21 protein-coding genes are annotated in these 18,864 nt (G+C 68.2%); 13 read left to right on the forward strand and 8 right to left on the reverse strand.

Features of this window, described 5'->3' with window-relative positions; genetic code table 11:
* The first annotated feature begins 30 nt into the window (after nucleotides 1-30).
* Together ACAG24_RS25845 and yaaA are read left to right on the forward strand one after the other, a co-directional pair.
* Nucleotides 31-645: an NlpC/P60 family protein gene (locus tag ACAG24_RS25845; RefSeq protein ID WP_370475256.1), complete on the forward strand. Its 615-nt coding sequence runs from the start codon at nucleotides 31-33 to the stop codon at nucleotides 643-645.
* A gap of 26 nt (nucleotides 646-671) precedes the next feature.
* The gene (gene yaaA, locus ACAG24_RS25850; RefSeq protein WP_370475257.1) at nucleotides 672-1,418 is read left to right on the forward strand and encodes a peroxide stress protein YaaA; all 747 of its coding nucleotides are present in this window, start codon (nucleotides 672-674) and stop codon (nucleotides 1,416-1,418) included.
* Nucleotides 1,419-1,431: 13 nt separating this feature from the next.
* Here the strand turns inward: yaaA and ACAG24_RS25855 are convergent, their stop codons facing one another.
* On the reverse strand, nucleotides 1,432-1,932 hold the full coding sequence (locus ACAG24_RS25855; RefSeq protein ID WP_370475258.1) for a hypothetical protein: 501 nt from the start codon (nucleotides 1,930-1,932) through the stop codon (nucleotides 1,432-1,434).
* Between the two features lie 91 nt (nucleotides 1,933-2,023).
* Between ACAG24_RS25855 and ACAG24_RS25860 the strand changes: the two genes are divergently transcribed.
* Genes ACAG24_RS25860 through ACAG24_RS25880 form a run of 5 tightly spaced genes read left to right on the forward strand, consistent with a single transcriptional unit; the run spans nucleotide 2,024 to nucleotide 5,968 of the window.
* The gene (locus ACAG24_RS25860) at nucleotides 2,024-2,272 is read left to right on the forward strand and encodes a hypothetical protein (RefSeq protein ID WP_370475259.1); all 249 of its coding nucleotides are present in this window, start codon (nucleotides 2,024-2,026) and stop codon (nucleotides 2,270-2,272) included.
* Entirely contained in the window at nucleotides 2,262-2,639 is a 378-nt protein-coding gene (locus ACAG24_RS25865) for a hypothetical protein (RefSeq protein WP_370475260.1), read from the forward strand. The genes ACAG24_RS25860 and ACAG24_RS25865 overlap by 11 nt, the downstream gene beginning before the upstream one ends.
* A 48-nt stretch (nucleotides 2,640-2,687) precedes the next feature.
* Nucleotides 2,688-4,151, forward strand: a complete 1,464-nt coding sequence (locus ACAG24_RS25870) for an amidase (RefSeq protein WP_370475261.1) — start codon at nucleotides 2,688-2,690, stop codon at nucleotides 4,149-4,151.
* A gap of 15 nt (nucleotides 4,152-4,166) precedes the next feature.
* Nucleotides 4,167-5,018, forward strand: coding sequence for a hypothetical protein (locus ACAG24_RS25875; RefSeq protein ID WP_370475262.1), 852 nt, complete (start codon nucleotides 4,167-4,169; stop codon nucleotides 5,016-5,018).
* 32 nt (nucleotides 5,019-5,050) lie between these two features.
* Nucleotides 5,051-5,968 (forward strand): alpha/beta fold hydrolase, encoded by a 918-nt coding sequence (locus tag ACAG24_RS25880; protein WP_370475263.1) that lies wholly within the window; start codon nucleotides 5,051-5,053, stop codon nucleotides 5,966-5,968.
* A gap of 4 nt (nucleotides 5,969-5,972) precedes the next feature.
* On the opposite strand, the gene ACAG24_RS25885 is transcribed toward ACAG24_RS25880, so the two are convergent.
* The 3 genes from ACAG24_RS25885 to ACAG24_RS25895 all read right to left on the reverse strand — a co-directional run bounded on the left by ACAG24_RS25885 (nucleotide 5,973) and on the right by ACAG24_RS25895 (nucleotide 8,286).
* On the reverse strand, nucleotides 5,973-6,197 hold the full coding sequence (locus ACAG24_RS25885) for a hypothetical protein (RefSeq protein WP_370475264.1): 225 nt from the start codon (nucleotides 6,195-6,197) through the stop codon (nucleotides 5,973-5,975).
* Between the two features lie 9 nt (nucleotides 6,198-6,206).
* Entirely contained in the window at nucleotides 6,207-7,475 is a 1,269-nt protein-coding gene (locus ACAG24_RS25890) for a competence/damage-inducible protein A (protein ID WP_370475265.1), read from the reverse strand.
* A 64-nt stretch (nucleotides 7,476-7,539) separates the two neighbouring features.
* Nucleotides 7,540-8,286, reverse strand: coding sequence for a glucose 1-dehydrogenase (locus ACAG24_RS25895; RefSeq protein WP_370475266.1), 747 nt, complete (start codon nucleotides 8,284-8,286; stop codon nucleotides 7,540-7,542).
* Nucleotides 8,287-8,366: 80 nt separating this feature from the next.
* Between ACAG24_RS25895 and ACAG24_RS25900 the strand changes: the two genes are divergently transcribed.
* Nucleotides 8,367-9,443 (forward strand): NAD(P)H-dependent amine dehydrogenase family protein, encoded by a 1,077-nt coding sequence (locus ACAG24_RS25900; protein WP_370475267.1) that lies wholly within the window; start codon nucleotides 8,367-8,369, stop codon nucleotides 9,441-9,443.
* On the opposite strand, the gene ACAG24_RS25905 is transcribed toward ACAG24_RS25900, so the two are convergent.
* Both ACAG24_RS25905 and ACAG24_RS25910 read right to left on the reverse strand, forming a co-directional pair.
* The gene (locus ACAG24_RS25905; RefSeq protein WP_370475268.1) at nucleotides 9,444-9,890 is read right to left on the reverse strand and encodes an ATP-binding protein; all 447 of its coding nucleotides are present in this window, start codon (nucleotides 9,888-9,890) and stop codon (nucleotides 9,444-9,446) included. It abuts the gene before it with no gap.
* A 45-nt stretch (nucleotides 9,891-9,935) separates the two neighbouring features.
* The gene (locus ACAG24_RS25910; protein WP_370475269.1) at nucleotides 9,936-10,328 is read right to left on the reverse strand and encodes an STAS domain-containing protein; all 393 of its coding nucleotides are present in this window, start codon (nucleotides 10,326-10,328) and stop codon (nucleotides 9,936-9,938) included.
* 218 nt (nucleotides 10,329-10,546) lie between these two features.
* On the opposite strand from ACAG24_RS25910, the gene ACAG24_RS25915 reads away from it, so the two are divergent.
* From ACAG24_RS25915 to ACAG24_RS25930, 4 genes are all read left to right on the forward strand, one after another.
* Nucleotides 10,547-11,311 (forward strand): HAD family hydrolase, encoded by a 765-nt coding sequence (locus tag ACAG24_RS25915; RefSeq protein WP_370475270.1) that lies wholly within the window; start codon nucleotides 10,547-10,549, stop codon nucleotides 11,309-11,311.
* A gap of 64 nt (nucleotides 11,312-11,375) precedes the next feature.
* A complete protein-coding gene (locus tag ACAG24_RS25920; protein ID WP_370475271.1) occupies nucleotides 11,376-12,509 on the forward strand; it encodes a nitronate monooxygenase in 1,134 nt (377 codons plus the stop codon).
* A gap of 120 nt (nucleotides 12,510-12,629) precedes the next feature.
* Complete coding sequence (locus ACAG24_RS25925) at nucleotides 12,630-13,223, forward strand: TetR/AcrR family transcriptional regulator (protein WP_370475272.1); 594 nt, start codon at nucleotides 12,630-12,632, stop codon at nucleotides 13,221-13,223.
* Nucleotides 13,220-15,478, forward strand: coding sequence for a molybdopterin-dependent oxidoreductase (locus ACAG24_RS25930; RefSeq protein WP_370475273.1), 2,259 nt, complete (start codon nucleotides 13,220-13,222; stop codon nucleotides 15,476-15,478). The genes ACAG24_RS25925 and ACAG24_RS25930 overlap by 4 nt, the downstream gene beginning before the upstream one ends.
* Here the strand turns inward: ACAG24_RS25930 and ACAG24_RS25935 are convergent.
* Nucleotides 15,475-16,050 (reverse strand): hypothetical protein, encoded by a 576-nt coding sequence (locus ACAG24_RS25935; protein WP_370475274.1) that lies wholly within the window; start codon nucleotides 16,048-16,050, stop codon nucleotides 15,475-15,477. The two genes, ACAG24_RS25930 and ACAG24_RS25935, sit on opposite strands and share 4 nt — an antisense overlap.
* A gap of 165 nt (nucleotides 16,051-16,215) precedes the next feature.
* On the opposite strand from ACAG24_RS25935, the gene ACAG24_RS25940 reads away from it, so the two are divergent.
* Entirely contained in the window at nucleotides 16,216-17,472 is a 1,257-nt protein-coding gene (locus ACAG24_RS25940) for a cytochrome P450 (RefSeq protein WP_370475275.1), read from the forward strand.
* Here ACAG24_RS25940 and ACAG24_RS25945 read toward each other — a convergent pair.
* A complete protein-coding gene (locus tag ACAG24_RS25945) occupies nucleotides 17,469-18,809 on the reverse strand; it encodes an FAD-dependent oxidoreductase (protein ID WP_370475276.1) in 1,341 nt (446 codons plus the stop codon). The genes ACAG24_RS25940 and ACAG24_RS25945 overlap by 4 nt on opposite strands.
* Nucleotides 18,810-18,864: the final 55 nt, after the last annotated feature.

The raw sequence follows: 18,864 nt of genomic DNA on the forward strand, positions 1-18,864 counted from the left end.
TTTAGAGACCCTCTGTTAATGTCCGGCCGCATGTTTGCCATCGCAACACTCTTGACGCTTGTCAACCAGGTGTCGGGCACTCCGTACGTGGCCGGCGGGGATTCTCCCGCCGGCACCGACTGCTCCGGTCTCGTGTCGTGGGTGACCAACGCCGCGACCGGCAGGCCGGTCTACGGCGACAGGTTCCACACCGGAAACATCGAGAACGCGCTTCTCGCCCGCGGCTTCCAGTACGGCACCGCGCCGGGCGCCCTGGTCGTCGGCTGGAACGGCGGCCACACGGCGGTGACCCTGCCCGACGGCACGCCGGTGTCCTCAGGCGAGGGTGGCGGGGTCAAGGTCGGGGGCGGTGGCGCCTACCAGGACCAGTTCACCAACCACATGTTCCTCCCGATGCCGGCCAACGTTCCCCCGATGCCGGATCCGCTGCTTGCCCCGCCCATCAATCAGCTCCCGCCGCCTCCGCTGCCGCCCGGACCGGTGCCACCTCCTCCGCCGCCGGGAGCTCCCGTCGTCCTCGCGGGCCAGGACGTCCCCCTGCCTCCGGGCGGCCCGCTGCCTCCGCCGCCGATCGGCGCTCCCATCCCGCCCCCTCCGCCGGGTGTGCCGCTGCCGCCTCCCCCTCCGGGCGCCCCGCCGGCCTGAGGTGACCGGGCGATAGCGTCTGTGCCGTGATCGTGCTGCTGCCGCCCTCGGAGACGAAGCGCCCGGGCGGCGACGGCCCGGCCCTGTCGCTGGACACCATGAGCTCCCCCGCCTTGAACGCGACGCGGGACGAACTCGTCAGCGACCTTGTCGGCCTCGCCGCCGACCGGCCCGCGGCGCGCAAGGCGCTTGGCATCTCGGCCTCCCAGGATGCCGAGATCGACCGGAATGCGGTCCTGCGTACCGCGCCCACCCTGCCTGCGATACACCGCTATACCGGCGTTCTGTACGACGCCCTCGACGTCGAATCGCTGCGCGGCGCCGCCGTGTCACGCGCGCAGGAGCGGCTGACCGTCGTGTCAGCATTGTTCGGGCTCATCCGTGCAGATGATCGGATCCCGGCCTACCGGCTCTCGGCAGGCTCGAAGCTGCCCGGCCGTCCCACGCTCGCCGCGCGGTGGAAACCCGCCCTCGAGGCGGTTCTGGCAGGTGTGGCCCAGCAGGAGCTGGTCGTCGATCTGCGGTCGGGATCGTATGCCGCGCTCGGCAAGGTGCCGGGTGCCGTGACGGTCGACGTGGCGGCCGAGCACGCTGACGGGCGGCGCACCACCGTCAGTCACTTCAACAAGGCGCACAAAGGCCGGCTGGCGCGCGCTCTGGCCGGAACGCGGTCGGATCCCGGCGACGCCGCCGCGGTGGCCGCCGTCGCGCGACGCGCCGGCATGCGGGTCGAGCGGCGCGGAAACCACCTCACGATCGTCGTGCCGGCCTGAACCGTCGGGACGGTCAGATCGCGAAGACCACGTCGGTGGTGTAGAACTCCTCGGGCATCTGCGAGAACGGGCCCGGCCTCGTGATCGATAGCCACACCCCCGTGGCGTCGGAGGCGATCGGCCCGCGCACGGTGGTCGCACCCGCGCCCGCACCGTCGGTGGTCAGCGGTGCCACCGCGACACCCGGGTCGCCGGCGTTGCAGCTCAGGGCCGGTGAACGCGGCACCTGGATCATCTTCACGTCGAAGCGGCTGTTCGGCGTGCCCGTGGCGATCTGGATGTCGGCGACCAGATCACCGCCCTCGGCGCGGAGGACTCCGGACGGACGTCCGTAGTACGCGCCGTGGACGTACTGGAACGTGCTGAAGTCGCAACGCCGCAGAATCTGGGTGAACGGCAGGACTTTGGGTTCCGACACCGCGGTCGCCGTCGCGGACGTCCCGACGGCCAGGGCAGGCCCCCAGGCGGCGGTGAGGGTGGCGGCGGCGAGGACGGTACGCGCGATACGACGCATGTCGGTGGATCCTGTTCTCTGCGGAGGCTCCCCTCAGGTTAGGTCGTCCCGCCGTTGACGCGCGAGTGTCTGCGGGGGACACTTCGGCCCGATGTCGACTCTGTGGGTGTATGCGCGGATTCAGGTGATGATGTTCGTCTTCGGCATCGTCGGGCCCATCTTCCTCATCGGATACTTCGCCTCCCAGCCCGATCCGGAGCTGCGCTGGATGTACTGGTGGGGTTTGTTCATCACCTTCGCCGACATCCTGATCGCGTTGCAGATGACCGAATCCGTGGTGCGCAAGGACGCCGAGATCGCCGAGAGCAGGGCCAGGAGGCGCCTCGGATATGACGACTGACGGCAGGGGATATCCGGGCTACCCGGCTCCCTCCGCGCAGCCGCGACGGTCGGGCGCCGACGTCGCCATCTCGATCGTCACGCTGCTGCTCATGGTCGTCCTCGTCGCGGCCACCGCGTTCTTCGGTCTGTTTTCGCTGGCGTTCCTCGACCACTGCCCGCCGTCCACGTGCAGCGTCGACGGCGCGGTGAACGCCGTCTTCACGTCGCTGTTGGCCGCCGCGGGCATCGCAGTGGTCGGGATCGTCGTCACCATCGTCGCGCTAATTCGACGAAAAACCGCATGGCCCTTCGCTGTTGGCGCCTTCGCCCTGTGTGCGGCGACGGTACTGGTCGGGATCGTCGGCTACTCCTCGGCGGTCGGCTGACCGGCCGACGAGTTGCCGGTGTCCTCGGCGGGCAGGATGATCCGCGTCATGGACACATCGACGGCGTTCGGCCTGTCAGACATCGACGCGGTCGGGCAGGCGGCTCTGGCGGCCGCAGGAGAGGTGAGCGCCGCCGAACTCCTCGAGGCCGCCATCGTGCGGCTGGAAGCCGGACGTGTGCTCAACGCGGTGGTCGCCGACCTGTTCGACAGAGGGCGCGCGCAGGCCGCCGCACTCGACGACACCGGCGTGCTGCGCACCGGTCGTGCCGGGCCGCTGGCCGGAGTTCCACTCCTGCTCAAGGATCTTGGCGCCTCCCTTGCCGGGGCGCCCGAAGCGATGGGCTCGCGTGCGCTGCGGCGGCACGTGGCGTCGGAGACGGCGTGGATCGTCGAGCGCTATCTCGAGGCGGGCCTGGTGATCTTCGGAAAGACCAACACCCCCGAGTGGGGAAACCACTGCACCACCGAGCCCTCGCTGTTCGGGCCGACCGTCAATCCGTGGTCACCGGAGATCACCCCCGGCGGATCCAGCGGCGGTTCGGCGGCCGCGGTCGCCGCCGGAATCGTCCCGGCGGCCTCCGGCGGCGACGGCACCGGATCCATCCGCGTCCCTGCCGCGTGCTGCGGCCTCGTCGGTCTCAAACCGCGCCGCGCCCGCACGTCGTTCGGTCCGAGCGCCGGACACGGACTCGAGGGCCTGGTCAACGAGCACGCCCTCACTCGCACGGTGCGCGACAGCGCTGCTTTGCTCGATGCGGTCACGGGCGTGGGGGTCGGAGACCCCTACTCTGCGCCCCTGCCGGCACAGCCGTTCTTGCAGGGAATCGCGGAAACCCCTGCAGCGCAACGCATCATGATCGCCACATCGTCTCCGTTCCCCGGGCCTGCCACCGATACCGCCGTGGCAGCCGCGGTGGAGCGCACCGGTGCGGTCCTGCAGGAGCTGGGGCACGCCGTGGAGCCGGGGGTCCCGATGATCGACGCGGACGCCGTCGCCGAAGCGATCGCGGTCCTGCACACCGTCAGCAATGCCCAGCTCTTCGAACTCGCCTGCCAGGTTCTCGGGCGCGAACCGGACGAAGACGAGTTCGAACCGAGCACCTGGGAGATGGTGCGAGAAGGGCTGACGACCACCGGCACGGAGTACGCCGCCGCCATAGCCACGGTGCATTCCCAGACCCGCCGGTTCGCCGCCGGGATGACGAGCTCCGACGTGCTGCTGGTCCCCACCCTGCTCAGCACACCCCCGCCTTTCGGCCTGCTCGACCAGCCGAGGGGCTCCACCCGCGCCTTCTTCGACGTGGAATTCGCGACGACGGGCTGGACGTCGCTGGCCAACGTGACCGGGTGGGCTGCGATCTCACTGCCGTTGGGCGTCACGTCCGACGGGCTGCCGATCGGAGTCCAGCTGATGGCACCCGACGAGGCGATCCTGCTGAAGCTGGCCGCGCAGCTGGAAACGGCGTTACCGTGGGCCGACCGCCGACCACCGGGCTGGGTGAGCGGCTGACCACGAGGGGCGTGCATGCTGCGAGACATTCGGGAACTCGCCGATTCACCGCAGGAATACGCCGAAGAGCTGCGCCGCCGATGGGGCGGCCTGCTCAGCTACCGCTACATCGGCCGCAGCTATGCGCAGATGGACCTGGGCCCCGAAGACAACACCGTCGCGCTGCGTCGCGACATGCGCGACGACGCAGGCGGCGTGCTCCTCGCGGTGTTCGGCATTGCGGCGCCCGAGAGCGGTCACATGTCGGACTTGGAGGCAGTCCCCAATCCCGTTGTGCATTCCTGTCAGATCGTCGACCCCGGAGTCGGTGTCGGCCGTATCGAGATCATCTCCGAGGAGCTACGCCGCGGCAGGCAGATGGGGTACAGCCGGGCCACGATCGTCGACGCCGACCACCCGGCCAGGGTGCTGGCACTGATCGAAGGTCAGGGCGTGAGCATCGGGGTGCCGCCGCAGGGCCTGGAACGCATGGAAGCCAACCCGCTCACCATCGAGGACTCCCCCGATCTGCCGCCGTTGTGGGAGGTTTTCGGCGCGCGGTTGCGTACCGACGGTCGCTGGGGCCTGCCCGAGTTGTCCGTCGACGTCGCCTCCCCCGACGCGGCACTGCACATCGGGCCGCAGTTCGTGGTGCTGGAGACCGCGGCACGGCACCGCGCCGTCGAGTTCGCGGGAACGACCCGCCTGCACGGGGTTTCGTCGCACGTCATGTTCGTCGCCCGGGGCAAGGCGGGACCCTTCCGGGTCGACACCGAGGCCGTGCCGGGGGCAGACGGGATCGTCGCCGTCCGGGTCACGATGCACGACGAAGGCGCCGACGACCGGCTGACCACCGTCGGGTCTTACGTCTTCGCGGAAGCGAAGTAACTCCCACAAATACGCATGGGACACTTTCGCCCATGGCACTGGACATCGACCGTCCCAAGCTCGAAGGCAACGTCCTGGTCGGATCCGACCGCCGGCTCGGTTTTGCCGAGTTCGGTGATCCTCAGGGCAGGGCGATCTTCTGGTTACACGGCACCCCGGGGGCCCGACGCCAGATCCCGGTCGAGGCCCGCCTGTTCGCGGAGAAGAACGGCATCAGGTTGATCGGCGTCGACCGCCCCGGCATCGGCTCGTCGACGCCGTACGAGTACCGCAAGGTCATCGACTTCGCCGACGATCTGCGCACCATTGCCGACACGCTCGGCATCGACAAGATGGAGATCATCGGGCTCTCCGGTGGTGGCCCGTACACCCTCGGTTGCGCCGCGGCGATGCCCGACCGGGTGGTCGCGGTCGGCATCCTCGGCGGTGTGGCCCCGACGCGCGGCACCGACGGTATCGGAGGTGGCGTGATGGGCAAGGTCGGCCTGCCGGTCGCCCCCCTTCTCGAACGGGTGGGTACGCCGCTGTCCCTCGTGGCCTCGGGGTTGATCCGCCTGATCAAGCCGGTCGCCGAGCCGGCCCTGTACCTCTACGCAAGCATCTCCCCCGAGGGGGACCGCAGGCTGCTGGTGCGACCGGAGTTCAAGGCGATGTTCCTCGACGATCTGCTCAACGGCAGTCGCAAACAGCTCGCCGCCCCGTTCGCCGACGTCGTCGTCTTCGCCAGGGACTGGGGCTTTCGTCTCGACGAGGTCAAGGTGCCGGTCCGCTGGTGGCACGGCGACTGCGACCACATCGTCCCGTTCGAGCACGGTAAGCACGTTGTGGCGCTGCTGCCCGACGCCGAGTTCTACCCGCTACCCGGGGAGAGTCACCTCGGAGGTCTCGGCGAGGCGGAGGCGATCATGGCGGCGATGAGCGAGCTGTGGGAGACCAGCAACCAGCACTGACCATCTACCGCTTGAGCCAGCCCTGGATGGTCGGCAGGTCCTTGGTGTAGGTCTGCATCAGGTCGTCGTGGTACAGCGTGCCGCCGCTGATCGCGGTGTCGCCCTGCCAGACGACGTGGATGCGCACGACGCCCTTGTTGAAGTAGTCGCTGCGGTCGGCGACGCGGTGATTCCATCCGGTCTGCTCGGCAAGCGCCGAGACGGCCTGTCGCCCGTCGGTGTCAACCATGGCTACACCCTAACCTTGACCCGTCAGCGCCCTGCGGAGCAGATGCATGGCGACCGTCGTGGAGCGTTCACGGACATCGGACCGGTCGCCGGGCAGCGTGGTGGTCCGGGTGATCCCGGTGCCATCTGCCAGTGCGACCGAAAAGCACACCGTGCCAACGGGTTTGTCCGTCGAGCCACCGCCGGGGCCGGCAATGCCGGTAATGGCGACGGCGGTGTCGGCGCCGAACCGGCGCAGCGCACCGGCGGCCATCGCCTCGGCGACCGGCTCCGATACCGCGCCGTGCCGGGCGATCAGCGCGGCATCGACTCCCAGCAGCTCGGTTTTCCCCTTGTTCGAGTAGGCGACGACACCTCCCGCGACATAGGCCGACGACCCGGCGCGCTCGGTGAGCCGGGCGGCCAGCAGCCCGGCGGTACACGACTCGGCCGTCGCGATGCTGCGGCCTGTCAGGAGGTCGGCGACCTGGTCGTCGACGAAGGCGCCGTCGGTGGAGAACAGCTCGTGGGTGTGCCGGTCCCGCAGGACGTCCATCAGCCCCGCGTAGGCCTGCGCGTCCTGCGGTTCGTAGCGGGTGACGATCTCCAACTCCCCGCGGCGCAGGCAGGTCGTGATCTCAAGTCGGTCGAATCCGGCGACGAGCTTCTCGGCGTCGCGCAGGGTGTCGGCGAGTCCCGATTCGGGCACGCCGAACATCCGGATCGTCTCCTGCTGGTAGCGCACCCGGCCTGCGATGGCGGCCTGCAGCTCGTCGGTCGCCGCGGCCGCCTCCCACATCGGCTGCAGCTCGCGCGGCGGGCCCGGCAGAACGACGACCGTCGGACTGCCCGGCACCACCACGCCGGGAGCGGTGCCGACCGGGTCGAGAATCACGGCGCCGGCCGGGACGAGTGCCTGCTTGCGGTTGGCGGCGATCACCGCACCGGGGTCGACGCCGGGGAACCGCGCCATCAGCCGCGTCACGATGTCGGCGATCGTGGCTTCCAGGCCCGCGTCGAGGACCAGCTCGCGGCCGCAGAACCGCGACACGACCTCGACCGTCATGTCGTCAGCGGTGGGTCCGAGGCCTCCGCTGGTGATGATGAGGTCGACGCCCTGGTCTGCCAGGAATCGCAGCTGGGCTTCGATGTCGGTGGGACGGTCCCCGCACAGTGTGATGTGCCCCAGTTCGACGCCGAGCTCGAGCAGACGGTCAGCCAGCCAGGGACCGTTGCGGTCCTGGACGCGTCCGGTGAGGACCTCGGTCCCCGTCACCACGATTCCGGCCCGTGCGCTCACGAGACACGAGCCTACGCACCGGTTGTCGGGCCCGCGCCGCGGCGGCTACTTGTGTGGAACGTGCCTATTTGTGCGGAACGTCGTTGACGAGGCCGCCGTCCATGACGAACTCGGCGCCCGTGGAGTAGCGCGACTCGTCGCTGGCGAGGAAAACCACGAATGTCGCGACTTCCTCGGGCTGGCCGGGCCGGCCCAGCGGGATGCGCAACATGTTGTCGGGGAAGTGCTTGGTCATCGGGGTGCGGATGAATCCGGGGTGCACCGAGTTGACCCTGATGTTGTACTGGCCGAGCTCCAGAGCCGCGGACTTCGTCAATCCGCGCACCGCCCACTTCGAGGCGACGTACGGATGCACCATGACCGCGCCGCGCAGACCCTCGATGGACGAGATGTTGATAATCGAACCGCCACCGTCGGACTTCATCGCCTCGACCGATGCCTGCATCCCGAGGAACGTCCCGGTGAGGTTGACGTCGATCACCCTCTGCCACTTGGCCATGTCGAACTGGCCGATCATGCCGAGCGCCACCGTGCCCGCATTGTTGACCAGCACGTTGAGCTTGCCGAACGCATCGACAGCCGTCGCGACCGCCGCTTCCCACTGATCGGCCTGTGTCACGTCGAGGTGCACGTAACGGATGGAGTCCGGTGTCGTGGCGTTGATCTCGTCGGCCAGCGCCTGGCCCTTCTCGTCGAGAATGTCACCGATGACGACCTTGGCGCCCTCGGCGATCAGCGCCCGCGCATCTTCGGCGCCCATGCCCTGCGCGCCGCCACTGATGAGTGCCACTTTTCCGTCCACGCGTCCCATGGGGCGTCAGGTTACCGCACCTACCAGACGCAAATTAGAACCTGTTCCAATTCGTGCTGTGAGCACGCATACTGCTGGCCATGGCTATTCGTGTGGCGCTCATCGGGACCGGTAACTGCGGCAGTCTGGCGTTGCGTCAGCTCATCGAGGACGACCGGTTCGACCTCACGAACGTGTGGGTGTCCACCGAGGCCAAGATCGGCAAGGACGCCGGCGAGCTGGCGCGCCTCGACGTGGTGACGGGCGTGGCGGCCACCAATGACCTCGACGCGATCATCGCGGCCAAGCCGGACTGCGCGGTGTACTGCGCGATGGGTGACATCCGCCCCCGGGAGGCGCTGGCCGACGTGCGCGGGCTGCTGGAGGCGGGCATCAACGTCGTCGGGTCCTCCCCCGGGTTTCTGTCCTACCCCTGGGGTGTCATCGGTGACCACACCATCGAAAAGGTGGAACACGCTGCGCGCCAAGGAAATACGAGCCTGTTCATCACAGGCGTGGATCCAGGGTTCGTCACCGACCTCCTCCCCCTGGCGCTGGCCAGCACCTGCCAGAGCATCAGCCAGATCCGCACCATGGAGATCGCCGACTACGCGACCTACGACGGCGCGACCGTGATGTTCGACGTGATGGGCTTCGGTAACGAGATCGGGGATCTGCCGTTCCTTTACCAGCCGGGCATGCTCAGCGCAGCGTGGGGCGTCGGGATTCGCCAGCTCGCCGCCGGGCTCGGGGTCGCCGTCGACGAGATCCGCGACTCCGTGGAACAGGAGCCCGCACCGGAGGACTTCGACGTCGCCGTCGGCACCATCCGGAAGGGCACGGTGGCCGCCGTCCGGTTCCTGATCGAGGGCCTCGTCGGTGGCGAACCCGTCATCGTCGTGGAACACATCACGCGGCTGCGCGGGGATCTGCGGCCGGACTGGGCCCAGCCTGCCCAGGAGGGCGGGTCCTACCGTGTCGAGATCACGGGCGAGCCGTCCTACGTCATGGACATCTGCCCGACCAGCCGCAACGGCGACCACAACTACGCAGCGATCCTCGCGGCCGCAGGCCGCATCGTGAATGCCATCCCCGACGTGATGGAGGCCGCTCCCGGTATCCGGACGACGCTGGATCTACCGCTGGGGACCGGCAAGGGCACCTACCGGCCCGCGTGATCAGAGGCGGGTTACTCCGCGCCACTCGAGCTTGACCGTCGTGCCGCTCGTCGACGGCTCAATGACCGCGTCGTCGGAGAGCGTCTCCATCAGCGGGATACCGCGGCCCCGCGTCCGCGGGGCCGGCTCGGTCTGGCGGGCCCGCCACGTGCCGCGGTCTTCGATACACACCGACAGCGTTTCGGACTTCTCGTCGTAGATGGCCTGGATGTCGATCGTGCCCGGCCGGTCGACCTGGAGATAGGCGAATTCCGCGGCATTGGCCAGCGCCTCGTTGATGGCGAGCACCACGTCGCTGCGCCGAACGTCGTCGAGCGCGAAGAACTGCCGGAGCCAGTCGGTGAAGTGCTGACGCACACGCGCAACCGCCCCGGCGTCGGCGTCGAGGCCGAATCGTTCGAAACGTTGGGCGTTGGCTACCTCAGTGGGAGGCATGGCATCGATCATGGCAGTCGGTGGCTACCCCACGGCGCACGTTCTTAAGCGAAGTTTCTATGTGTCGTTCGCCGCAAGGGCTTCATCGAGACTCGGGTAGAGCTTCACGATGTCGGCGATGCCGACCAGCTTCAGCGGACGGCTCGTTGCGGGGCCGTCGGCTACGACGCTGATCTCGACCTCAGAGCCGGCCTTGTCATGGGCGGCCACCAGGACGCCCATGCCCGCCGAGGCGAGGAACTCCACATCGGTGAAGTCGATGACCACAGCGCCGGGTTTCTGCTGCAACGCGGTGTCGATCGCGGTCTCCAACTCGGGTGAGGTGAGCATGTCGACGACGCCGGCCACCGCGACGACGGCCGTTCTGTCGACCCATCGTTCCGTGACGACACACGTCGAAGAGGACGCCGCCCCCCCAGCGTTAGTGCCTTCGGTTGCTTGCTCGTCCAAGGTTCACCTTCCATGTCAGGCCGCTCATCGCATACTGCGAAAGCACCGTTTCAGTGCTACTCGCGCAGGCTGCATCCTGAACCCGGCAAGACCAAACTACCCAAACCGGCCCAGCTGTCTGCGGCGACCAGGCCACAGAGTAAACCAGCACCCGTGATGACGCCCGTAGCATGGCGTGTCAGGGCCTTTTAGCTGCCCCGTGATATGAGGAGCGGAATGTGACCACGGTCCCCGTGACCCCGGCGGATCTGGTTGCGCAGGTCGAGGCCGGCCCGCCCGGGCCGGCAATCGGGGCCTTCTTCGATCTGGACGGCACTCTCGTCGACGGTTTCACCGCCACGGCCCACGCGGGCGACCGCATCCGGCGCCGCCAGGCCCGTATCGGTGAGGTCACCGGCGTCATCGAAGCCGCGATGCGCTACCGGCTCGGCCGGGTCAACTTCGCGAAACTGCTGGAACGTGCGGCGGGCTATCTGCGGGGAGAGTCGCTTACCGCGTTGGACGAGGTCGGCGAGCGGCTGTTTCAGGAGCGGGTTCAGTCGAGGATGTTCCCGGCCATGCACGAAGTGGTCCTGGCCCACCAACGGCGCGGGCACACCGTCGTCATGAGTTCGTCTGCGCTGACCATCCACGCCGAGCCGGTCGCCCGGTACCTGGAGATCGACCATGTCCTGTGCAACCACTTCGAAGTCGACGACGACGGCAGGCTGACCGGCAAGATCGCCCGTCCCGTCATCTGGGGAAAACGCAAGGCCGACGCGGTGGCGCAGTTCTGCGCCGACCGCGACATCGAGCTGGCAGACGGCTATTTCTATGCCGACGGAAACGAGGACATCGCCCTGATGTCGCTGGTCGGCCATCCGGTCCCCGTCAACCCCCGGCGAGACCTCGCGGCCATGGCCGCGGCGCAGGGCTGGCCGGTGTTGAGGGTCGCCACTTTGGGCAAGGGCAACCATGGCGGCCTGCGCGGTGTACTAAAGTAGAACACGTTTCAGTTTTGAAGCGTGGTTGAACGTTTACCGCCTATGAGCCCACCAGGAGCGGACTATGCACACTCCCCTGTGCGACCAACTCGGCATCGAATTTCCCATTTTCGCCTTCACGCACTGCCGTGATGTCGTCGTCGCAGTCAGCAAGGCGGGCGGCTTCGGTGTGCTGGGTGCGGTCGGCTTCACCCCGGAGCAGCTCGAGATCGAGCTGAACTGGATCGACGAGAACATCGGCGACCACCCGTACGGCGTCGACATCGTGATCCCGAACAAATACGAAGGCATGGACTCGGTCGACATGGATCCCGAGGTGCTCAAGAAAACGCTCAACGATCTGGTTCCCGACGAGCACATCGCGTTTGCCAAGAAGATCCTGTCCGACCACGGTGTTCCCGTCGACCACAGCGACGACGACGCGCTGCAGCTGCTGGGCTGGACTGAGGCGACAGCCACTCCCCAGGTCGAGGTCGCGCTGCGGCACCCGAAGGTGACGATGATCGCCAATGCGCTCGGGACCCCGCCGGCAGACATGATCAAGCACATCCACGAGGAAGGTCGCGTGGTCGCGGCGCTGTGCGGCTCGCCGTACCAGGCCCGCAAGCACGCCGACGCGGGCGTGGACATCATCATCGCCCAGGGCGGCGAGGCCGGTGGGCACTGCGGCGACGTCGGCTCGATCGTGCTCTGGCCGCAGGTCGTCAAGGAGGTCGCACCCGTCCCGGTGCTCGCCGCGGGCGGGATCGGCAGCGGCCAGCAGATCGCCGCGGCGCTCGCGCTCGGCGCCCAGGGTGCCTGGACGGGATCCCAGTGGGTCATGGTCGAGGAGTCCGAGCACACCCCGGTACAGCACGCCGCGTACGCGAAGGCGACCAGCCGCGACACCGTGCGCAGCCGGTCGTTCACCGGCAAGCCGGCCCGCATGCTGAAGAACGACTGGACCGAGGCGTGGGAGAAGGAAGAGAATCCCAAGCCGCTCGGAATGCCGTTGCAGTACATGGTGTCCGGTATGGCCGTCGCAGCCACGCACAAGTATCCCAACGAGTCCGTCGACGTCGCGTTCAATCCTGTCGGCCAGGTCGTCGGCCAGTTCAACAAGGTCGAGAAGACCTCGGTGGTCATCGAGCGATGGGTCCAGGAGTACCTGGAGGCGACAGGCCGGCTCAACGACCTCAACGAGGCCGCCAGCGTCTAGCAGTGGTGTCTCGGCGTGCCCAGTGGCGCTGGCGCCACTGGGCACGCCGGAATCTTTTTGGGGGTGACCTGCGCCTGCCGATTATGTAATCTGACATACATAGCGGAAGGGGCCTCCAGAGTGACGACACCACGCGAACGAATGGTGATCTCGGCTGCGTTGCTGATCAGGGAACGCGGCGCGCACCCGACTGCGATCGCCGACGTGCTCGAGCACAGCGGGGCGCCCCGCGGATCGGCGTATCACTACTTCCCCGGCGGGCGCACGCAGCTACTCTGCGAAGCCGTCGACTACGCGGCCGAATTCATGGCGGAGCGCCTTGCGCGGGCCGCCAGTGGCCCGGAGGCCCTCGACGACCTGTTCGACTACTACCGGAAACAGCTGCAGCGCAGTGATTTCCGAGCCGGTTGCCCCGTCGTCGCGGTGGCCGTCGAAGCGGGCGATCCCGCCAAGCCCGACCAGTCCGCCGCGTTGATGGATCGAGCCGCCGCAGCATTCTCGCGCTGGCGGGAGGTGATCGCGCAGCGGCTCGTGGCCGACGGCATGGCAGACGATGCGGCGTCGGCTCTGGCGACCCTGGTGCTCTCCTCGTTCGAAGGGGCCATCGTCATCGCCCGAGCCTCCCGCAATCTCGAAACACTCGATCTCGTTCAGGCTCAATTGCATTCGCTGGTCGGCAGGCAGGACCCGGTGGGAAAAGGAGCATCCCGATGACCGAAACCGCCGCGCAATGGCAGGCAAGCGCATGCATCCTCTGTGAATGCAACTGCGGCATCGTGGTTCAGGTCGAGGACCGCACCCTGGTGCGCATCCGCGGTGACAAGAACCATCCTGCGTCGCGCGGATACACCTGCAACAAGGCGTTGCGGTTGGACCACTACCAGAACAACCGCAATCGGCTGACGTCCCCCATGCGCCGCCGCCAGGACGGAACGTACGAGGAGATCGACTGGGAGACGGCGATCGTTGAGGTCGCCGCCGGGTTCCGGGCCATCGCCGACACCTACGGCGGGGACAAGATCATGTACTACGGCGGAGGCGGGCAGGGCAATCACCTCGGCGGCGCGTACAGCGGTGCGTTCCTCAAAGCGCTCGGTTCCTATCACCGGTCCAATGCGCTCGCCCAGGAAAAGACCGGGGAGCACTGGGTCGACGCCCACTTCTACGGCAACCACACCCGCGGGGAGTTCGAGCACGCCGAGGTGTCGGTCTTCGTCGGCAAGAACCCGTGGATGTCTCAGAGTTTTCCGCGCGCCCGCGTGGTGCTCAACGAGATCGCCAAGGATCCGGCGCGCTCGATGATCGTCATCGACCCGGTCATCACCGACACCGCGAAGATGGCGGACTTTCACCTAAGGGTCCGACCGGGCGCCGACGCGTGGTGCCTCGCCGCGTTGGCCGGGGTACTGGTCCAGGAAAAGCTGTGTGACGAAACGTTTCTCGCCGACCATGTGACCGGCGTCGACGCGGTGCGCGAGGTGCTCGCCGAAGTTCCCATCGCCCAGTACGCCCGGCGTTGCGGGGTCGACGAGGGGCTGATCCGGGCCGCCGCCCGCCGGATCGCCGCCGCGGAGAGCGTCGCCGTCTTCGAGGATCTCGGCGTCCAGCAGTCTCCCAACAGCACACTGTGCTCCTACCTCAACAAGATGCTGTGGATCCTGACCGGCAACTTCGCCAAACGCGGTGGCCAGCATCTGCATTCGTCGTTCGCGCCGCTGTTCCGGCCGGGCGGCGTCGGCCGTACCCCGGTCACCGGCGCGCCGATCATCGGCGGGCTGATGCCCAGCAACGTGGTGCCCGAGGAGATCCTCACCGATCACCCTGACCGGTTCCGCGCGATGATCGTCGAGAGCAGCAACCCAGCGCATTCGGTCGCCGACTCCGACGCTGTCCGCCGGGCCTTTGCCGCGCTCGAGTTCTCGGTCGTCATCGACGTGGCGATGACCGAGACCGCCAGGCTTGCCCACTACGTGTTGCCCGCCGCGAGCCAGTTCGAGAAGGCCGAGGCGACGTTCTTCAATCTCGAGTTTCCGCACAACACCTTCCATCTGCGACATCGGCTGATGGAACCGTTGAAAGGCACGCTGCCCGAACCCGAGATCTGGGCGCGCCTGATGCGCGCGCTCGAAGTGGTCGACGACGTCGAGTTGATCCCGTTGCGTCGGGCGGCCGAACAAGGGCTGCCTGCGTTCACCGACGCGTTTCTGACCGCCGTCGGCGCCAATCCCGGCCTGGGCAAGGTACTGCCGTTCGTCCTCTACGAGACGCTGGGCCCGACCCTGCCAGAAGGCCTCTCCGGCGCCGCCGCGTTGTGGGGTCTGGCGCAGAAGGCCGCCATGACCTATCCCGAGGCGGTGCGCCGTGCTGGACACCGCGACGGAAACGCGCTCTTCGAGGCCATTCTCGACGGCCGTTCGGGGGTGACGTTCACCGTCCACGAGTACGAGGACGACTTCGCATTGATCTCGCATCCGGATCGCAAGATCGCCCTGGAGATGCCGGAGATGCTCGCCGATGTGCGGGCCCTGGCCGACGCTCCTGTGGGCCTGACGACGCACGACTTCCCGATCGTGTTGTCCGCGGGCGAGCGGCGTGCCTACACCGCCAACGACATCATCCGTGACCCCTCGTGGCGCAAGCGCGACGCCGACGGGGCGTTACGCGTCAGTCCCGCCGACGCCGAGGCGCTGGGCCTCGTCGACGGGGGACGGGCCCGGATCACGACCGCCGCGGGCAGCGCCGAAGCGACGGTCGAGATCAGCGATGCGATGTTGCCGGGGCACGCGTCGCTACCCAACGGCTTCGGCGTCGATTTCGCCGACGGGAATGGTGGTGCCGAAATACCCGGGGTCGCGCCCAACGCGCTGACGTCGAGTTCCTGGCGAGACGCCTACGCCGGGACTCCGTGGCACAAACACGTGCCTGCCCGGATCGAGAAGGCCGACGCCATGGTCGGCACGGCGACCTAGGGGGCGACCGGCGGGGCCACCGGCGCGGGGCCGACAGGCGCCGGGCCGACAGGCGCCGGCGGCGCGGGCGCGGGTGCCGGCTGAGGTGCCGAGTACGACTGTGTCGCCGGGCCCGAGCTCATGGGCCGCTGCGTCAGGAGCAGGAGTGCGTCGCTGCCACTGACCTCCTGCGTGCGCATGGCGTGCCACAGGTCGCGGAAGTAGCCGAGACGGCTCTGCTGTGTCGGGGTCGCGCTGGTGCCGGGGGGAAGGTTCTCCGGGCTCGCAAGGTGGGGGGTCTCGACGGGGGCTCCCAGCGGTACCGCGGCCGGGTCGCCTGCCGCGGGAGCGACGGGTGCTGCAGGGGCGAGAGGGCCGGTCGCCAAGGGGGCGAGGCCGTCGGCCGAGGCGGCCGGCGGAAGCAGCGGAGCCACCACCGGCGCGGGCGCCGGCTCGGGAAGCGGGGGTGCCGCCGGATCGGCCAGAGCCGACGGCGCGGTGGCAACCAGTGCGGCGAACGCCGCTACGCCGATGAGGGACGCAGTCCCTGAGCCGATGACGGACTTCGTCCATGTGCGGAAACCGAACTTCACGATGCACCCTCCCGGTCCCTGTCTTGTCACAGGATGCATCAGTTCCCGGACTGAATTCGTTACAACGGCAGTCTGACGCCGACGCAGTTTCTCTAACTCCTCTCGCCGGGCACGCCGTGTGGTGTAGCAATGCGTTACGCCCACTTGACGCTGAGGAGCGAACGTATGGCGACTCCCACCCTCCCACCGGGATTCGACTTCACAGACCCCGACCTGAACTGCGCGCGCCTGCCGATCGAGGAACTGTCGGAGTTGCGTCGCAGCGAACCGATCTGGTGGAACGAACAGACCGAGGGCGGGGCGGGACCTTTCGGTGACGGCGGCTTCTGGGTGGTGACCAAGCACAAGGACGTCAAGGAGATCTCGAAGCGCAGCGACGTGTTCTCCAGCCAGGAGAAGACGGCCCTCCCCCGCTACCCCGAAGGGTCGACCGGCGAACAGATCGAGACGGGCAGTCTGGTGCTGCTCAACATGGACGCGCCGCGGCACACGCATCTGCGCAAGATCATCTCGCGCGGCTTCACGCCCAGGGCGGTGGAACGGCTGCGCGAGGACCTCAGCCAGCGCGCGCAGAACATCGCCAAGGGGGCGGCGTCGGCGGGCGCGGGCGACTTCGTCGAGCAGGTGTCGTGCGAGTTGCCGCTGCAGGCCATCGCCGGGCTGCTCGGCGTGCCGATCGAGGACCGCAAGAAGTTGTTCGACTGGTCCAATCAGATGGTCAGCGACGACGACCCGGAGTATGCGCATTACGACAACCGCAACGCGGCAACCGAACTCATCATGTACGCGATGCAGCTCGCGGCGATCCGAGCCGAGAACCCCGGCGAGGACATCGTCACGAAGCTGATCGCGGCCGACGTCGACGGGCACAAGCTCTCCGACGACGAGTTCGGATTCTTCATGGTGCTGCTGGCGGTGGCGGGGAACGAGACGACGCGCAACTCCATCACCCACGGGATGATCGCGTTCACCGAGCACCCAGATCAGTGGGAGCTGTTCAAGCGCGAGCGTCCCGTCACCGCGGTCGACGAGATCGTCCGGTGGGCGACGCCGGTGACCTCCTTCCAGCGCACCGCCGTCCAGGATTACGAACTCTCCGGCGTGCCGATCAAGAAGGGCCAGCGGGTCGTGATGTCCTACCGGTCGGCGAACTTCGACGAGGAAGTGTTCGACGACCCGTTCACCTTCAACATTCTTCGCGACCCCAATCCTCATGTCGGCTTCGGTGGCACGGGTGCGCACTACTGCATCGGTGCCAACCTCGCACGGATGACGATCGAGCTCATGTTCAACGCGATCGCCGACCACATGCCCGACCTGACCTCGGTCGGTACCCCAGACCGGCTGCGGTCCGGTTGGCTCAACGGGATCAAGCACTGGCAGGTCGACTACAGCGGGCAGAGCTGCCCCGTCGCGCACTAGACCCGGGCGAGTGCCGACTCGAGGCGCTCGCTGAGTTGGAGGCACAGCGCCGCGAGCTCCTCACGGTCGGGCCCGGAGGCCACCGGGGGTCGCCATCCGGTGGCATACACGGCCTTGGCGCGGCCCTGATGAGCGTCGAGGCTTTCGGGCAGGGCTGCCATCCGGTCGTACGGGGCGACCAGTGGGCGCAGGCCGGGATCCGCAGCGGCGGCGGCGACCACCATGTCCGAGGGCAGCGGCCTGTCGAGGTCGACGCCGCCGCCTGCCCACCGGCGCAGTCGGTCGCCGTCGCAGTGCACGTGGTCGAGAAACCACGGCCGGATGTGGGTGCGACACCAGGCGTCGAAGTCCACCGTCGCGGCGTCCGTATCCGAGTCGCGAGCAAGGAGCGTGACAAGCGCCTGCGCCTGACGGAAGGCCAGTGAGACCCCCCGCCCCGCCAGAGGTGTTGTCGTGCAGACGGAGTCGCCGATGCGGATCAGCCCGGGCAGGACCGGCCGGCCGGTGTCGTCGAGCTGGCCGCGGTAGCTGTTGTAGAGCCGACCGCCGGGCAGTACGGGCGTGAGCGGTCCGGCGCGGCGGGGGTCGATCCACTCGTCGAGCATCGGGACGGCGCGGACGGCCGCCTCGAAGACCTCCCGGTGGCGCAGTGCGTGCATCCGGGGATCGGTGCCGTCGTGGGTGATCGTCACGGAGAAATGTCCGCCGTCATGGAGGAACGCGACCGCGAAATACCCCCCGAGGCTCAGCGACAGGCCGACCGGCGAGTTGACGGGGCCGGGGTCGGCCGCATCGGCGAGCCGGTACTGCCTGGTGACGTAGGCCGCCCCACACGGGCCGCCCTCGGGCTTGTGGTGCGTGGGGTCGCGCATCGCGCGGCTTGCGCGTCCGGAGGCGTCGACGACGACATCGGCGGGAATGACGTCACCTCCGACGTGCACTCCGACGGCACGACCGGCCTCGCATCGCACCCCGTCGGCGTGACCGGTGCGTATGGTCAATGTCGGCTCGCGGCAGGCGATCTCCCGAAGAACGCGCTCGAACAGCGTGCGGCGACTGTGCAGAACGACAGGGGTGCCGTCTTCGGCGGTGACAACCCTCGCCCCTGCGCGTCGCAGCGCGTCGAGCGCATCGGGCATCTCGTCCTGCATCGCCTCGACTGCCGGGCCCCGGAACGTATGCGCGTGCTCGAACTGCATCACTCCCCGGCGCCGCCATTCGCCGCTGGGAGAGGGTCCGGGGTCGCGGTCGACGACGACGATCCGCCGGCCCCGGCGAGCCAGCGCGATGGCGGTGAACAGACCCGCGGGCCCCGCACCGACGACGACTGTGGGCATCACGCCTCTTTTCAGGTAACGTCGAGTGTAATGATTACATTGAGGGTCACCCGAA

Source organism: Mycobacterium bulgaricum, from assembly GCF_041287165.2.
Classification (GTDB): Bacteria; Actinomycetota; Actinomycetes; order Mycobacteriales; family Mycobacteriaceae; genus Mycobacterium; species Mycobacterium bulgaricum.

Bases quoted from the DNA above. Each gene is read 5' to 3' on its own strand.
- ACAG24_RS25865 (WP_370475260.1), top strand. From the start codon at position 2,262: ATGACGACTGACGGCAGGGGATATCCGGGCTACCCGGCTCCCTCCGCG.
- ACAG24_RS25870 (WP_370475261.1), top strand. From the start codon at position 2,688: ATGGACACATCGACGGCGTTCGGCCTGTCAGACATCGACGCGGTCGGG.
- ACAG24_RS25900 (WP_370475267.1), top strand. From the start codon at position 8,367: ATGGCTATTCGTGTGGCGCTCATCGGGACCGGTAACTGCGGCAGTCTG.
- ACAG24_RS25860 (WP_370475259.1), top strand. From the start codon at position 2,024: ATGTCGACTCTGTGGGTGTATGCGCGGATTCAGGTGATGATGTTCGTC.
- ACAG24_RS25855 (WP_370475258.1), bottom strand. From the start codon at position 1,932: ATGCGTCGTATCGCGCGTACCGTCCTCGCCGCCGCCACCCTCACCGCC.
- ACAG24_RS25930 (WP_370475273.1), top strand. From the start codon at position 13,220: ATGACCGAAACCGCCGCGCAATGGCAGGCAAGCGCATGCATCCTCTGT.
- ACAG24_RS25885 (WP_370475264.1), bottom strand. From the start codon at position 6,197: ATGGTTGACACCGACGGGCGACAGGCCGTCTCGGCGCTTGCCGAGCAG.
- ACAG24_RS25880 (WP_370475263.1), top strand. From the start codon at position 5,051: ATGGCACTGGACATCGACCGTCCCAAGCTCGAAGGCAACGTCCTGGTC.
- ACAG24_RS25940 (WP_370475275.1), top strand. From the start codon at position 16,216: ATGGCGACTCCCACCCTCCCACCGGGATTCGACTTCACAGACCCCGAC.
- ACAG24_RS25945 (WP_370475276.1), bottom strand. From the start codon at position 18,809: ATGCCCACAGTCGTCGTCGGTGCGGGGCCCGCGGGTCTGTTCACCGCC.
- ACAG24_RS25895 (WP_370475266.1), bottom strand. From the start codon at position 8,286: ATGGGACGCGTGGACGGAAAAGTGGCACTCATCAGTGGCGGCGCGCAG.
- ACAG24_RS25845 (WP_370475256.1), top strand. From the start codon at position 31: ATGTTTGCCATCGCAACACTCTTGACGCTTGTCAACCAGGTGTCGGGC.
- ACAG24_RS25905 (WP_370475268.1), bottom strand. From the start codon at position 9,890: ATGATCGATGCCATGCCTCCCACTGAGGTAGCCAACGCCCAACGTTTC.
- ACAG24_RS25875 (WP_370475262.1), top strand. From the start codon at position 4,167: ATGCTGCGAGACATTCGGGAACTCGCCGATTCACCGCAGGAATACGCC.
- ACAG24_RS25920 (WP_370475271.1), top strand. From the start codon at position 11,376: ATGCACACTCCCCTGTGCGACCAACTCGGCATCGAATTTCCCATTTTC.